The following is a 16,332-nucleotide window of genomic DNA, read 5'->3' on the forward strand; positions in this document are numbered from 1 at the left end:
CGTTATTTTCGTGAAATTGCCCATAGTAGAAATGTAACGGTTGTAGATGAGCTTATTTAAACAATAACGATGAATGCAATCGCTCTATCTAACAAATAAGCTCCCTGACATCCGTTACACTTCAAAAAACACCCATATACACTGGATAGGCTCTACAGCAACCGTTAGCTCGACGGCCCGTTTGTTACATTGTTACATTGTTACACGTCAAGGGCGTTTGGCTGCCTTTGTCTCTACAGCACTCATCTCTGCACATAGCGATTATTGATTATTAGACGTACATGAGCATCATCCGTACATTCCGTTCTAACTTCATCATCTCAAACCGTCTACTACTCGCCCTTACTTCTTACTTCTTACTTCTTACTTCTTACTTCTTACTTCTTACTTCTTAACGAGGATAATCGTGCCGCCGTCATCTTTCGCAGGAATGTTCACTGTTACCGTTCCATTCGACTGCACCTTGTACTGCTTATTGTTGTACACATCTTTTACTTTTGTGCCCGGTTTATAAGGTACCTTAATCTTAACCTGTTTCTTCGCTTTTTCACTCGGATTCAAGCCAACGACAACAGACTCCCCTTTATAGCTCTTCGCGAATACCATGAAGCCTTCCGCATCACTGCCAGCCAGCTTCGTTCTATCTCCTTTAGAAAATACTTTGGAGTAGTCTGCGCGAATGTTCAGCAGCTTGCTGTAGTGGTTGTGCAGCTTTTTCTCTTTTTTCAACTGATCCCAAGGCATAGCACCACGGTTCTCGCTAAGTTCGCCCTTAGACATATCTCGAGCATTTGCTCCAGAACGCCCAAGCTCTTCCCCGTAATAAATAACAGGTTGGCCTTTGGCCGTAATTTGCAGTGCGGCAGCAACCATTAGCTTACCTTTATCGCCGTTCACATAATGACTCAGGAACCCATCCTCATCATGGCTGCTCAAAAATTGTCCCATTGTAGCCGTTTCATCCATGCGAGCTTCCCGCTCTTGCATCGCCTTTTCGACTGCATCCAGCTGGCCATTAACGAAGTCCTTCGCTTTGCCTTTGAAATCAAAGTCCAACAAAGAGTCCATCTGTCCCGTTTTCAAATATGATCCTGTGTTATCAACCGATGCCCCAAAATATTCACCAATCAGCTTGAATTCAGGGTCAATCTTCGTTAGCTCATTGCGGAACGCCTTCCATGTCGTTTCATCCACATGCTTTACCGTGTCGACACGGAAGTAATCAATTGTATCGCCGCGCTTTGTACGAGTGCGCTCGATCCAGTCTGTTTGCCAATCAATAATTTGCTCTCTTACTTTAGGGTCTTCTGTCTTGAAATCGGGCAAGCCTGCCAATTCGCCGCGTACGGGATCACCGCTTGCTGCGTCCGTACGAAGCATCCCGTCGAAACGCTTCTTGTCTTGTTCTGTAACACCCGGCTGCGTATCGCCTGGCTTTAGACCATAACCCGTATGGTTCAAGACGACATCGACCATAATTTTGATACCGCGATCATGTGCCTTGTTGATCAGTTCCTTGAATGTTTCTACATCGCCAAGATGCTCATCAATCTTCGTAAAGTCTTTTGCCCAATAGCCGTGATATCCATACTGCTTGCCATTAAAGCTCGTTCCTTGGTTGAAATCGATGTTGTCAACGATCGGTGTAATCCATAGTGTGTTGACGCCTAGATCCTCCAAGTAATCCAGATTGTTGATCAAGCCACGGAAATCGCCGCCTTGATAAGCTTCAAGGTGGTTCTTGTCATAGCCTTGTGCCGCTGTGCCATTATTCTTCTTGTTGCCATCAGAGAAGCGGTCTGTCAATACAAAGTAAATACGTGCTTCATCCCAGTCAAAGTCTAGCTTGCCGTTTGCTTTCGGCTTTGCCTTCACCGTCACACTAGCTGTTGAAGTATGCTTATTTCCATACTCATCAATAAGTGTAATCTGAATCGATTTCTTTCCAGGCTTCACATGCTCAGCTACCGTAATGGACTGCTCCATTAACTCCAAGTCAATCTTCGTATGGGCAAGGCCGCCCAATTCAGAAAAATCTGCTGCGATCTCTCTTACAGCAACTTTGTCACTGGAGTCACTGGATTGATAAGCAACTTGCAGCAAACGCTGCTGACCAGCATAAATGGAATCCCCTTTAACCCTGCTCGAAATTTGAATATTCGGTTTCTTATATTCCACCACAGATTGACCATTTTCCGTGTTATAAGGATCTGTAACTTCAGCTGTCTTACCATCCTTCGACACATGGAACGTATACACATATTTGCCGCTAGCTGCGTCTTTGAGCGTATACGTATATCGCTCATTTTCAGCGTCATGATTCATCGGATACAGCGTGCCGTTAATATTGATTTTCACATCAGAGATACGATTCTGTTCCCCGCTCTGGAAAGTTTCTTGATCCCTATAGTAGAACTTAATACTTCCGTCCTCTAGCACAGGTCCTGACACCGAAGGAATCGTACGCATTTCCGTTTTACCACTGTATACGTACACTTTCGTCAGTGCATCATTCACATTCGTAACGACAAAACGATCCGAATCTGTATCTTTTTGCTCCCAATTGCCTTTTTTAATAATAAATCCTACTTTTTCAGTATCTGGTCCAATCTCGATCATCGCTGTAGCCACGCCATTATCAAACTTCTTGAACAAGTGCTCATCATCTTTCACACCTGTTTGCCAAACCCACAAGCTCCAGTCCTTATAATCCTTGTCTGGACGTACATAGTTCAGCTCAATGTAGCGTTTCAGCAGCGGCTTCACCGTAATATGCATCGTTGCTGATACACTACCTGCGGTTGCTGTTATCGTTGTCTTTCCTTCTTTAAGACCTGCCACCTTGCCCACACGGTCAACTTGCGCAATCGTTGGATCAGACGAAGTCCACTTCACATCTATATTCGGCATGAGTTGATCGAACTGATCTTTCACTTCAACCGTAAATGGAATGGTGTGGTTCAGCCACACGGTAGACTTGCCTTGCATACTTGCTTTCGTCGGTACCAGCTTCGCTGCTGTCACATTGACTTGTGCTTGCAAGGAACCGAATGAAGCCGTTAGCACCGCCTTGCCTTCCTTCAACGCTGTTACTTTCCCTTTGCTATCAATCTGAACAACAGATTCATCAGATGAAGTCCACGTCACTTTTGCTGTACGAATCATATTGCCTTTTTGATCAAGTACCTTTGCAGTAATCTGCTTTGAAACAGCTGGCTCCAACGCAAGGTCCTTCGCATCAATAACGATCTTAGTCGGCGTCGCTGTATACGTGTTAGCTTCATCGTACAGCACCATCATCGATGTTCCTGCTACATCCACTTTGCCGCCTTCAACCATGCGGATCGGCTTCACACCAGCTGCGGTATGATCCACTACAACGTTCCATTTTCCGTTCGTCGGCAATGCCACATTGCGTGTATCTGCATTTCCATTGTAAATCACAACGATATTGCGCCATTCATCTCCATTCGCATGCTCCTTGAGCTTAAATGCGACGATATTGCTATCTTGACGATATACTTCCAAGCTCGAAGCAACTGCTTCTTTTGATGTCATACGGAACGCAGGATGCGAACGACGCAGCTCAATAAGTCCTTGTGTGTAATCAAACACAGGCTTATACGCTTTCTTCTGCTGCCACAGCATCTGGTTAATGGAATCAGGGCTCTGGTAGCTGTTATGATCGCCGAACTTACTGCGCAGCATCTCATCTCCAGCATGAATAAATGGAATACCCTGAGACGTCAAAATAATCCCGTTAGCAAGCAAAGAACTTTTCACGGTTGGATTATCAAGCATGTTAGCCTCAGTCAGTGTCGCGAATGGATCGCGTTGAACATCTTTATCTTTGCCTTGGGCTTTCAGCATCTTATCCCACATGTTCAAGTTATCATGCGCGGTTACATAGTTAATCGTCTCTGTAGGAGAAGACGTGAAATCATTCGTCGAGCCAATTACACCGTTTACAATTCCCGCTTCTCGCGCTCCCTCACCGGTAGCAAATCCTTTTGAAGCATCATCGCTTCCGCCTTTAATCGCACCACGGAGGTTGTCATTGAATACGGCAAAACCTTCTCCGCGCTGCGTGCCTTTTTCAATCTGTTGATCAGCTGGCAATGGTGTGCTGCCACCTGCCCATGGCTCTCCATACACGATAATGCTAGGATCAATTTCTTTAAGGTCGTTAATAATGCCTCGGGTTGTGTTCAAATCAATCAGCTTCATCAAGTCAAAGCGGAAGCCATCTACCTTGTACTCTTCTGCCCAGAATTTCACGGAATCACGTACATATTTACTAACCATCGGACGATCCGTAGCTACTTCATTACCTACGCCAGAACCGTTAGAAAGCTCGCCTTTGTTATTCGTGCGGTAATAATAGCCTGGCACCAATTTATCAAATACAGACAGATCTAATTCTTGTCCTGTTACAAATGTGTGGTTGTATACAACATCCAAAACGAGTCGCAAATCATTTTTGTGCATCGCCTGTACCATTTGCTTGAACTCACGAATTCGCTTCGTAGGGTCCTCTTGTGCAGAATCTGTTGCATAAGAACCTTCTGGTACGTTGTAGTTTACTGGATCATAGCCCCAGTTGAACTTGCGATCCTTTGCGTTCGTATCATCTACCTTTTTCTCGTTTACAGAACCGAAATCATACGTCGGCAATAAATGTACATGCGTAATCCCTAACTCCTTCAAGTGATCAATGCCCGTTTTAACTTCCGCATCTCCCTTGAGCTTCGTTCCTTCTTCCGTGAATGCAGTGAACTTGCCGCGATTTTTCTCGGAAACACCGGAATTCGGGTCAATGGAGAAGTCACGTGTATGCAGCTCATAAATGATCGCATCTGTCGGTTCTAGCATTTCTGGCTTGCTGTCTTTTTCCCAGCCTACTGGATTTGTAGCTGCCAAGTCGACAACCGCAGACTTTGCACTGTTTACCGATGATGCGCGTGCATACGGATCTAGCGCATACAGTATTTTTCCATCCGGGAAAGTTACTTTGTACATATAGTACTTGTTATTTAAATCTCCTTCGGCAGCTCCTAACCATACGCCAGTACTTGCATCACGCTGCATCGCAATCTCTCTCGTAGGCGTCTCCTTTGGCATATCCGCCGTGTCATAGAGAGACAGTGTCACGTTAGCAGCAGTAGGTGCCCATACTTTGAATGTACTGCCTGATTTCGTATACGTAACCCCTAAATCATCGCCTGAATATACATACGTATCCAATATGCCGCGCATCGTAACTGGCTGATCGGCATATATGCCTTGCGGTGCGCCTTCATAGCGTACGATGTAAGGAAGAGATACATCCGTAATCGGTTCTTCTAATTGAATGATGATCGATTGATCATCGCTGCCTTTCATGGACGTACCTTTGAGCTTCGCTCCTCCGTTGTAGAGAGCAAATGCCCCATAGTCGATCCCAGGAACGATATCTTTAAGCGCTACCGACACAACGTTGTTCTGATCAGCGATAGCTGCAGCTAACGCTGGCTGCTCCTTCGTCGTGAAGGAGAATGAGTAGGCTTCATTTCGCGTCTTGGTATCCATACCTTCCAGCATATGAGCGGACATCTTTACTTGATAGGGCGTCTTGTAGGTTAAAGACTTAACTGGCTTAATAACCAACTGCTGCCCGTCACTCTTGATGTCTGCAGCGACTGCAGCACCCTTATCATCTACAAGGGTCACACCAGAAGTATTCACAACCGTAATAGATTCACTGAACGTTAGCATAATTGGCTGCTCTACTTCGATTTTCTTTGCAAAATCTGCTGGTACTGTGCTGATCAATTCTAGTTTGTCATTCATCTGACTGACCGCGTAAGCGTTACCATAAACACGCTGTACATTTTGTACGCCCGCTTGGTTCCAGCCAGCAGCAACTTCATTGCCAGTCGCACTTGGGATTACTTGAAATGCACCGTGTTCGGCCAACTTATTGCCACTCAATACGACATGCGGACGAATTTGATCGCCGTTTTTCAACTGCAAATGATGAAGGGGAATCGCTGCCTCGAAGCCCACTTTCCCATTTGCAGCAAACTCAGCACCTTTCGTATCTGTCCACGTAGCTAAGATCGGATCAGACATCCGCTTCGCATCATACAATGCAGCTCCCTCGATACCTTGATCCTGCTTCAAACGCATAGCAAGATGGTACTGCGGCTTCTTGTCTGCACCGCTAAAGTTAAACTGAGCATTCCACGGATTGCCCTCAACAGTGGAATCCGCTTCATTTACATTCAGTGCAATATTAATAAATTGACCTTGGTCGCCCCAGTTTGGCAGCTCTGCATCTACCCATACATACAACTGCTTGCCGTCATTTGTCAGCTTGATGCTGCCAAGCTTGCCAGGAATGCCATGGGCCGCATTTGTTACCGATATCCCTAAATCGGGTACTTGCTCCCATAGACTATCTTTCGCACCGTCAATCTTCGGTTTATGCTGAATCACATAAGCTTCGCTATAATCAGTCATACGGTTTGGATTGGCTTTCATATTCCAATCGTTAGCCACGGTGTTTTTAGCGGTCTCAGGCACAACATCAAACACGCCGTGCTCATCCGCACGATCACCGCTCAATATAACGATTGCTTTTACTTTATCCCCATTTTGCAAACCAAGCTGCTTCAAAGGAATAGAGCCCGTGAACCGACCACGATCTGCTGCTACCTCAAACGAAGCACCTTTCAAATCGGAAGAAGACAACAGTGGGCTTGCCGATCCGCTGCGATAGAGCGAAGCTTTGCCGCCAGCTTTTGCTTCCATAACGATATGATAGCTTGGCTTAGCTGCCGTGCCCTCATAGTTATATCGATGATTGGACGGGTTCGTAGATACCTTCGAATCCGTTTCATTCACATTCAATGCAATATTGATATGCTGCCATTCTTCTGCATTGACAGCTTCCAATTGAAAGTGAAGATGGTCGCCGTCATTTGTCAGCTTCAATTGACCGAGCTGGTAGCCTTGCCAGCCTGACGAAGGTGATTGACCAAGCGGTTTAACCATACTCCAATTGATGTTAGGCTTCATTGATGTTTGTTGAGTAGTTGCTTGAGCATGAGTATTTACAACGAATACACTTGAGAGTGTACTCCACAGCATCATGCAGACAAGCAGTCGAGAAATGTTAGCTTTCCATGTCCTCGTCATGCTACGACCCTCTTCCCTATAAATTTTGCAAACGTTTGCATGAATGAGCGAGATGAAATGTTACGAATCATGATCTACGATCCAATGCGTTCTGTACGCAGTACAAAAATACGATCAGCACATAAACCCCGATCTCGTATATAACACTCACAAAATATAGTACATGATCATATATGCATAATAATGCGTAACTAGTACCTGAAATACAGGTGTATTACCATGCTAATTTACATCATCCTATTCTGGCTATCTTCTTTATGAAAACGATTGCATAACTAGCATAACGATACCATTATTTTCTGTCAATCCTCTATTTTGATCATAAACACAAAAAAACAGACCTCTTCCCTATAGATGAATAAGTCCATTTACCTAACTATTCCGAAGTTACTCGATCTCGTCTTCACTTACGAAATAGCCAGCATGATCTTGTTCATTTATATGATTCCAAAGAAAGGAGGTCTGTTTTATGATTACAGGTCACAAGTCAAAAATTATAAACTATGATTGCCCCAAATAAGCTGCCTACCATGAAGTTCAAGTTACTATTTGTCACCCATCAATCTCGTACGAATATCCACGTAACGAAGACTCGTTTCTGCTATAACTGCATCTGGCAGCGGATCTGGACGGCTGTTTTGATCCCAGTCGGTATTTGCCAAATACGTGCGTACAGGCTCTTTATCCATACTGTCGATTTCAATATCCAATTCCACTTTATCTTGTGCCCAGAAGCGTGAACAGTCAGGTGTAAATATTTCATCAATCAAGATGACTTCACCATCAACGATACCGAATTCAAACTTACAATCGACCAGCACAATACCGCGCTCTTCACAGTAATCACGTGCATATTCGTATAGTGCAATGCTCTTGTCTCGCAGCATCTCAGCCAACTCTACGCCAACCCGCTGCTGCATTTCCTCATACGAAATATCTTCATCATGGCCGATGTCATTTTTGGCCGCTGGTGTAAAAATCGGGTTCGGGAAACGTTCGTTCTTCCGCAAACCTGCTGGAAGCTCGATTCCGTTCACCGCTTGTGTTTGTGCGTACTGCCGCCATCCTCCGCCAGTTATGTATCCTCGTACGACACACTCAATATCAATTCGATCTGCCTTTTTCGTAACCATGATTCGATCACGCAATAGCTCTTTATCTACAAGAATATCGCCTAGACGATCTACATCGCTATGCACGACATGATTGCCAATGATATACTTCGTCTTCTCGAACCAAAATGCACTTAGTCGATTGAGCACGTTCCCTTTCTCAGGAACAGCAGGCTCCAATACATAGTCAAATGCTGATATGCGGTCTGTCACTACGATGAGAAAGTTCTCCCCCAAATCGTACAGTTCACGTACTTTGCCTTTATAAATAAGCGGGGCTTTCACTAGATCCACTGCGGTAGATATTACGGCGGTCGTTTGCACAATACACATCCTCCCTGAGCGTATGCTTCTATAGACTTGCTCCGTTACAATAACCTACGCCAACTTGTACAGCATCAGTATATAGAATGCTGTACATTGCAATCATTGCAATTGCTAAATTGTTATATGAGCAAATCATATTTCCAAATGCTGTTACAGTCAAGCACTTTACATTCCATCACTATGGTTAGAACTTGACTACAATCGCGAACATCTTCATCTCTCCATATGATTCTGCTCTATTTTATAGGCAATAAGTTTCTTACGTTCCGGTTAGCTAGACTGCAGCTATGTTCACTATACAGCCTATATCTATTCGTTAAGCAAGCCTACTTGGCGGAAGATCGTGTCTACATTTTTCAAATGCCAAGCTGGATTGAATGCATCTTCAATTTCTTCAGCAGACAATACTTCTGTAATCTCAGAAGTTTGTTCAATGATGTCTTTGAAGCTGCGCTGTTCTTCCCACGCCTGCATCGCAAGCGGCTGTACCGTATCATAAGCTTGCTCACGGCTCCAACCTTTGTCAATCAGCTTCGTCATCACGCGGCCAGAGAAAGGTACTCCAAACGTACGCTGCATATTGCGCTTCATGTTCTCAGGGAATACCGTCAAGTTCTTCACAATGTTCATAAAGCGGTTCAACATATAGTTAAGCAGCATCGTTGCGTCTGGCAAAATAACACGCTCAACCGAGCTGTGCGAAATATCGCGCTCATGCCAGAGTGGCACATTCTCATAAGCAGACACCATATGACCGCGAATAACACGGGACAAGCCAGAAATGTTCTCACAGCCGATCGGATTGCGCTTGTGCGGCATAGCAGAAGATCCCTTCTGACCTTTAGCAAATGCCTCTTCCACCTCACGGAATTCACTCTTCTGCAAAGCACGAATCTCTGTTGCGAACTTATCCAAAGAAGTCGCAATAAGCGCCAATGTCGCCATATATTCAGCATGGCGGTCACGCTGCAGCGTTTGCGTGGAAATTGGAGCTGCTTTCGTACCCAGCTTCTCACACACAAATTTCTCTACGAATGGATCGATGTTCGCATACGTGCCTACTGCACCAGACATTTTACCGAACTGTACGCTATCTGCTGCATGATGGAAACGCTCAAGATTACGCTGCATCTCTGTGTACCATAGTGCCATTTTCAAACCAAAAGTTGTTGGCTCGGCATGAACACCATGCGTACGTCCCATCATCGGTGTATCTTTATATTCAAGAGCTTTATTTTTCAAAATCTCAATAAAGTTCACAATGTCACGCTCTAAAATTTCATTAGCTTGCTTCAACAAGTAACCAAGCGCTGTATCTACAACGTCTGTAGAAGTCAATCCGTAATGAACCCATTTGCGTTCAGGTCCCAATGTCTCAGACACGGCACGAGTGAATGCGATCACGTCATGACGAGTCTCTGCTTCGATCTCATAAATGCGATCCATATCAAAGCTTGCCTTTTCACGCAGCACTTTTGTATCTTCCTTCGGAATTACGCCAAGCTCTGCCCACGCTTCACAAGCACATAATTCTACTTCCAACCATGCCTTGAATTTGTTCTCTTCTGTCCAAATAGCCCGCATCTCGGGACGTGAATAACGTTCGATCATCTTTGTTGATTCCTCCACATCTTGTTCTGCTGCACCCAGTTCAGCGCTGCATCTATATCGTCTGCCAATACGTTTATGTGACCCATCTTACGCTTGGCGATTGCTTCTGTCTTGCCATACCAATGCAGCTTCGTCGTTACCCCGAGTGGCTGCGCTGCTGTATCTTCTACCTTGAACCATTGTAACATGTCCTGTGCATGCTCTCCGAGCAAATTCACCATAACGACTGGTGTCACGAGTGACGGGTCACCTAACGGCAAATTGCAAATCGCACGAATATGCTGCTCGAATTGCGATGTACGGCATGCATCCATTGTGTAATGCCCTGAATTGTGCGGACGTGGCGCTAATTCATTGACGAGCAACTTGCCATCGGCCGTCATAAACAACTCCACAGCGATAAGCCCCACTACATCTAAAGAAGAGGCAACTTGCCGTGCAATTCGTTCTGCTTCTTCCATTACCTTATCTGGTACGCGCGCTGGCACGATCGATAAGTGAAGAATATGATCAACATGAATATTTTCAGCAATCGGGAAAATAGCAATATCTCCTCGCGGATTGCGGGCTGCTATTACAGACAACTCCCGTTCAAACGGTATATACGCTTCCAGGACAAGTTCCGTTCCAAGCGAAGCCAACGCCTCGTATGCTTCCTCAGCGGCATCCGCTGTACGAATCATTTGCTGTCCTTTGCCATCATATCCACCTGTCGCTGTCTTCAGTACCCCTTGACCGCCAAACGCTTCAAGGTGATGCTTCAACTCCTCCAGTGACTGAATATGAGCATAAGGTGCGACTGGAATGCCTGCCGCTGTAAGCGCATCTTTCTCACGCAGACGATGCTGCGTAAGATGCAGCAAACGGCTGCCTTGGGGCAAATACGCATCCCGCTCCAACTGCTCTGCAATCTCAAGCGAAACATTTTCGAACTCATACGTCACAATATCCGCCTGTTCTGCAAGCTGCTTAGCCGCTTCACGGTCGCTGTATTCAGCTCGAATATGCTGCGCAGCCTCCGCACACGGCGGAGCATCAGCCGGATCGAGCGTAACGAACGTATAGCCCATGCGCAAACCTTCCAAAGCAAGCATCCGACCTAGCTGTCCACCGCCCAAGATACCTATTTTCGAACCGGGCAGCAGTACATTGTCCGCATTCTGTTCCTGTGCACCAGTGTTCTTACCAACAACACCAGCCTGCGAGGCCGATCCTAATTTATCGTTCATCTCCAGTGTACCCATTGTCATCACACCAGCACTCCCGATGCCACGACCTGCTCACGTTTCTGGTCACGAAGCTGCTTCAATTGTTCATTGATCCGCTTGTCTGTAATACCGAGTATTTGTGCCGCCAACAAGCCTGCATTCGCAGCTCCAGCCTCTCCGATCGCTACTGTCGCAACAGGAACACCTGCTGGCATTTGTACGATGGACAGCAAGGAATCCCACCCACTAAGTGTAGAAGACTTCACCGGCACACCTATGACTGGAACTACCGTCTTCGCAGCTACCATTCCTGGCAAATGCGCAGCTCCTCCTGCTCCCGCAATAATAACGCGAATGCCGCGTTCTTCTGCTTGCTCCGCGTAGCGGAACATTTCATCAGGTGTCCGATGGGCAGATACAACACGTGCTTCATAAGGAATGTTTAGCTCCTCCAACATGTCGCATGCCTTCTTCATTGTGTTCCAATCACTTGTACTTCCCATAATAACACCAACATGAGCCTGCTCTTTATTACTATGGTGCTGCTGTGGTAGATCCTGTTCCAATCCTCGTTGTTGCCCATTCTGTTGCTGCTGCAATGCTTCCTGCTGTGACACGTTGCTCATCGATTCAACCCGCTTTCGTTGAGATGCTTGCTATAAGAATGTACTAATATATCCATACAAAGTACGTGCAGTTTACCGAGTGTCTTATCATCATGACTGACTTCAGCAAGCTCAACTAAGACACAAAAAAGCCCAACGGACATCCTCCCGTTGAACCTTCGCCTATCGAAGAAATGACAGCAACTGCCTCACAGCGAACCTATAACCGTACCTTCGCATAACTCATGCCCATCATTAGCCTATATGCATGAGAGGACGCACAGCACAAGCACCCTACAACGTCTGCCATTCTCGTAGTCCGAAGATTTACGGTCCTCAGGTAGAAACTTCCGTCCATATTTACGAAATTATACGAGAATCTATTGTTGCAACTCTTGAATTATTCGACAATCTCTTAGGATAGTCTTAGTTTAACAATCACCATTTGTATGTGTCAACCAATAATACGAACATTATATCCTCAATCAATTTGAATGTTCGCTATTTGCTTTATGAGCTCCATATTCCTTATTATTTCTTTGCCTTGCTAAAGCAAAAAAGTAATTTCAAAACAAACCATGCCTACAAAAAGAAACCAGCCTCACTGTACGCTGGATGTCATAAGACATTAGCTTAAAGAGAAGGCTGGTTTACTCATACTTCATATTTTATAATTTCTCATTCTTTACTCTTTTTCCTTAATAACAAGGACAGGACACTTCGCACTCTGAACGACATGATGACTGACGCTTCCAAGTACGAACTCTTTTAGTCCACTTAGTCCCCTGCTTCCTATTATAATCAAGTCAATCTGGTTCTTTTCCGCATAATCAACAATAGATGGCCCTAGCGGTCCTTGAACCGTTTCTACTGATGCTCGCCCACCAAGGAAAACAACTTCCTCCCGTGCACGGTTCTCAACCTTTGTAGAAAACTCAACTAATTCCTGATTGACCTTAGGGGAACCAGTCATAAATGCATCGCCAAGAAAATATTGCGGTAATTGATACACATGCACAACATGGAGACTAGCCTCAGCATCTGCCTGAACAAGCTCTATTCCCTGTCTAAGTGCAAGTTGTGAAGGGTTCGATCCGTCATACGCTACTAAAATACGTTTGAATGCCATTGCTCTCACCTCTCCGCTAGCTTGTATATATGAATGTATCTCACTTCGCATACCTGCAAAGCAACATACACTGCATATCTTGCTTAAAAGCTATTACCCGAGCTTTACAATGACGAAACCATATACAAATAAATTCACAAGCAATATAAAAGGTATGCCTGCCGTAAACGTCGTATGCTGTGTCTTATGACGTTTTTGGTACATCCCTGTCAACACACCTAGTGCACCGCCTAACCATGCTACCATGAACAGATTACGTTCAGGAATGCGGCGTTTATTGCGAGTGGCGCGACGCTTATCATTGGACATCATCCCATATCCAACAAGATTTAAAATACACATATAAATAAATACGATAATCGCCATATCCTTCATCGCCCTCCCTATTTCTATTATACAAGATGGGACCAAGCTTTCGCCGCTAATTCACACTTGTTCACAAAAAAATAAAAGCCGCGGATCATCATCTGCGACTTCTACAATCTAGACGAACACCCCTGTGCTCCCCCATATCATGTACTTTACTTTTTCTAATATGCCTTTACTTAAACCAACTTCATTAGTACGCTTTCTATGCCGTTTTATTGGGTTTAACGGTATGATTAGCATAAATCAATGGTGTGTTGAGCGCCTTCTCAAGCTCCGAGTCCGATATCCAGCCAAGTGTATTCATACGATGCAGTACGACACTTTGACGTCTTTCAGCCAGATCCTTATTTTTAAAAGGAGAGTAATGCTCAGGTGCTTTAAGAAGACCGACTAGCACTGCTGTCTCTGCCAAATTAATCGTTGGAATATCCCCATTCCTCTTCGTTGTTTTACCAAAATAAAAACGTGCTGCACTCTCAATTCCATACTTTCCATGTCCAAAATACACTTTGTTCACATACATATCCATTAACTCTTGTTTCGTATAGCGAAGCTCCAGATTAGCTGATATCGCTATCTCTTTGATTTTACGTATATAGGTCTTCTCATGAGTTAGGAACATGTTACGCGCAAGCTGCATCGTCACCGTACTGCCACCTTGAGCTTTTTTCCCTTTTACAAAATCAACCCATATAGAACGAGCTATTCCAATCGGATCAATACCCGGATGTAAATAATAACGATGATCTTCAATCGCTAGCAGTGTATCCGCTACATAACTGGGCATATCTATCGTACGTACAACCGGCTGACCATTAGGTAAATGAGAAGCTTCTTGTATTTGTGTATAAAATGTATTTAGCTGTTTATTATCTATCCATACGTTTCCGAGGATCGCAAGTGCGAACCATCCCACTAACGGTAACAGAATAGCAGCGATTAACATGCCAGCGATAGTTTTCTTCCATTGTGTTGGCTTATTGGAAGCAGAAGTCTGATGATCTCGCTCTTGCTGTTTTTGTTCTGCAGAACTCATACCCAGATGAGCGAATTTGCGTCTATTATGAATACGACTCGTATGACGTATCGGTAATAACACCGTAGCTTGAACCGTAGCGTTACGTTTGCGGTGATGTTTATTGTTCATTGTCATGCGACCTCCTTTCTATACGTATAACTGTATCCAAATTATGATTTCGGTGCTATCGATTTACCGAACAGTAATCTTACATTTATGAAAGCTAAGGAATAATAAACGCCGCAAGCTTCATCAGAACATAAAAAGCTTGAATCTATTGTTAGATTCAAGCTCATTCTTTATGAATAAATTCCATTAGTAGGACTGGAATTGTTGCTGCTGCTTGTGTAACGGCTGCGTCCCTTGGTTCTGCTGCTGCTCCTGTTGAGACTGAAGTTGCTGTTGCCCTTGAAACTGTGGTTCCGCTTGCTGAGATTGCTGTTGTCCTTGTGCCGGTAGTTGGCTTTGCGATCCCTGAGATTGTTCCGCCTGTGATTGCTGCGGGGTTTGTTGCTGTACCTGAGCTTGCCCAGAACTTTGTTGTTGTTGCTGGGATTGCTGTTGTCCCTGAGCTTGTCCCGAACCTTGTGACTGTTGATTGGTTTGCTGTTGTCCCTGAGCCTGTCCTGAACCTTGTTGCTGCTGTCCCTGTTGTCCTTGCTGCTCCATTTGCAACCCTTGAGTTACCCATGTAGCAATTTGAACCGTTCGCTTCGCTTGATGCTTCACCGCTTGCTGTACATCCTCTTGCATCTTTCCATTTTGATCAACGGTTACGCTCACACCATATGGATTGCCACCTGCTAAAAATACGGTAGGGTCCGTATAACCCGGTGCAGCAACGATAGCTCCCCAATGATACATAGAAGTATAGAGGCTAAGTAATGTGGCCTCCTGTCCACCATGTGGATTTTGCGCACTCGTCATCGCACTTACAACTTTATTCATCAGCTGTCCTTTAAACCACAAGCCACCCGTCGTATCAAGGAATTGCTTAAAAGGGGCTGCTACATTACCAAAGCGAGTCGGCACACTAAATATAATCGCATCCACGCATTCCAAATCTGTAAGCTGAATAACTGCAATATTTTCGGTCGACTCCACATGAGCCTTCCAAGCAGGGTTTGCATCAATAGCCGTTTGCGGTGCTAACTCCTGTATTTTAAATAATTTCACCTCTGCACCAGCCGATTCCGCGCCTTCTTTCGCCCACTCTGCCAACTGATAGTTCGTACCTGTAGCGCTATAGTAAATAACAGCAAGCTTAACGTTCGACATCAATCCTTGTCCTTTCCAAAATTAATGCTTATCATTACTATGGAAGATCATTCAAATCATGTTATTAATCATTTCCAATCCGTCTGACATTCATTCGGATGCGAATGCTTGAACAGTCCCAGTATGACTTTATAGTATTGGTTACTATTGAACATATTAGCTGAAGCTACAAATATAAAAAGAAAACAAAAAAGCCCACCGACTTATTACAGTCAGTGAGCTTTTATTTTGCTTGGCGACGTCCTACTCTCCCAGGACCCTGCGGTCCAAGTACCATCGGCGCTGGAGGACTTAACGTTCGTGTTCGGGATGGGTACGCGTGGAACCCCTCCGCCATCGTCACCAAACATGATTTTCCGATGCTATTGCACCTTCGAATCGCTTCAGGAAATATCATACCATTAGGTACTTTCCTAAAACAAGGTTATACCTTGAAAACTGATCGCAAAGTGATTAAAACGCTTCTTGTATATTCATTAGGATAAGCCCTCGACCT

8 protein-coding genes, 1 rRNA gene, 1 pseudogene and 1 riboswitch are annotated in these 16,332 nt (G+C 44.8%); all 10 genes and pseudogenes read right to left on the minus strand.

The genetic code is table 11. The annotated features are described in order from the left end of the window. Positions 1 to 384: 384 nt before the first annotated feature. Complete coding sequence (gene pulA / locus NQ117_RS22365; RefSeq protein ID WP_258280226.1) at positions 385 to 7,179, minus strand: type I pullulanase; 6,795 nt, start codon at positions 7,177 to 7,179, stop codon at positions 385 to 387. A 545-nt stretch (positions 7,180 to 7,724) separates the two neighbouring features. Beyond that, a complete protein-coding gene (locus NQ117_RS22370; RefSeq protein WP_258280227.1) occupies positions 7,725 to 8,615 on the minus strand; it encodes a phosphoribosylaminoimidazolesuccinocarboxamide synthase in 891 nt (296 codons plus the stop codon). Between the two features lie 312 nt (positions 8,616 to 8,927). Next, on the minus strand, positions 8,928 to 10,229 hold the full coding sequence (purB, locus tag NQ117_RS22375) for an adenylosuccinate lyase (RefSeq protein ID WP_258280228.1): 1,302 nt from the start codon (positions 10,227 to 10,229) through the stop codon (positions 8,928 to 8,930). Then, positions 10,226 to 11,479, minus strand: coding sequence for a 5-(carboxyamino)imidazole ribonucleotide synthase (gene purK, locus NQ117_RS22380; protein ID WP_258280229.1), 1,254 nt, complete (start codon positions 11,477 to 11,479; stop codon positions 10,226 to 10,228). Before purK ends, purB begins: the two co-directional genes overlap by 4 nt. After that, the gene (purE, locus tag NQ117_RS22385; RefSeq protein WP_258280249.1) at positions 11,479 to 11,940 is read right to left on the minus strand and encodes a 5-(carboxyamino)imidazole ribonucleotide mutase; all 462 of its coding nucleotides are present in this window, start codon (positions 11,938 to 11,940) and stop codon (positions 11,479 to 11,481) included. The genes purK and purE overlap by 1 nt, the downstream gene beginning before the upstream one ends. A 397-nt stretch (positions 11,941 to 12,337) precedes the next feature. After that, positions 12,338 to 12,438, minus strand: a riboswitch (purine riboswitch). A gap of 289 nt (positions 12,439 to 12,727) precedes the next feature. Further along, complete coding sequence (locus tag NQ117_RS22390) at positions 12,728 to 13,171, minus strand: universal stress protein (RefSeq protein ID WP_258280230.1); 444 nt, start codon at positions 13,169 to 13,171, stop codon at positions 12,728 to 12,730. Between the two features lie 93 nt (positions 13,172 to 13,264). Next, the gene (locus NQ117_RS22395; RefSeq protein ID WP_309137905.1) at positions 13,265 to 13,537 is read right to left on the minus strand and encodes a DUF1294 domain-containing protein; all 273 of its coding nucleotides are present in this window, start codon (positions 13,535 to 13,537) and stop codon (positions 13,265 to 13,267) included. A 205-nt stretch (positions 13,538 to 13,742) separates the two neighbouring features. After that, positions 13,743 to 14,687 carry a transglycosylase domain-containing protein gene (locus NQ117_RS22400; RefSeq protein ID WP_258280232.1) on the minus strand — a complete coding sequence of 315 codons (945 nt, stop codon included), beginning with the start codon at positions 14,685 to 14,687 and terminating at the stop codon, positions 13,743 to 13,745. Between the two features lie 540 nt (positions 14,688 to 15,227). Then, positions 15,228 to 15,836: pseudogene (wrbA, locus tag NQ117_RS22405) on the minus strand (NAD(P)H:quinone oxidoreductase); the annotation flags it as partial. Positions 15,837 to 16,066: 230 nt separating this feature from the next. Then, positions 16,067 to 16,183: ribosomal RNA gene (gene rrf / locus NQ117_RS22410) — 5S ribosomal RNA — on the minus strand. Between the last annotated feature and the right edge of the window lie 149 nt (positions 16,184 to 16,332).

Source organism: Paenibacillus sp. SC116 (assembly GCF_024733555.1).
In the GTDB taxonomy this organism is placed as follows: Bacteria; Bacillota; Bacilli; order Paenibacillales; family Paenibacillaceae; genus Paenibacillus_B.

Excerpts from the sequence above, each read along its gene's own strand:
- purK (WP_258280229.1), bottom strand. The coding sequence starts at position 11,479 with ATGACAATGGGTACACTGGAGATGAACGATAAATTAGGATCGGCCTCG.
- NQ117_RS22400 (WP_258280232.1), bottom strand. The coding sequence starts at position 14,687 with ATGAACAATAAACATCACCGCAAACGTAACGCTACGGTTCAAGCTACG.
- NQ117_RS22395 (WP_309137905.1), bottom strand. The coding sequence starts at position 13,537 with ATGGCGATTATCGTATTTATTTATATGTGTATTTTAAATCTTGTTGGA.
- purE (WP_258280249.1), bottom strand. The coding sequence starts at position 11,940 with ATGGGAAGTACAAGTGATTGGAACACAATGAAGAAGGCATGCGACATG.
- NQ117_RS22390 (WP_258280230.1), bottom strand. The coding sequence starts at position 13,171 with ATGGCATTCAAACGTATTTTAGTAGCGTATGACGGATCGAACCCTTCA.
- pulA (WP_258280226.1), bottom strand. The coding sequence starts at position 7,179 with ATGACGAGGACATGGAAAGCTAACATTTCTCGACTGCTTGTCTGCATG.
- purB (WP_258280228.1), bottom strand. The coding sequence starts at position 10,229 with ATGATCGAACGTTATTCACGTCCCGAGATGCGGGCTATTTGGACAGAA.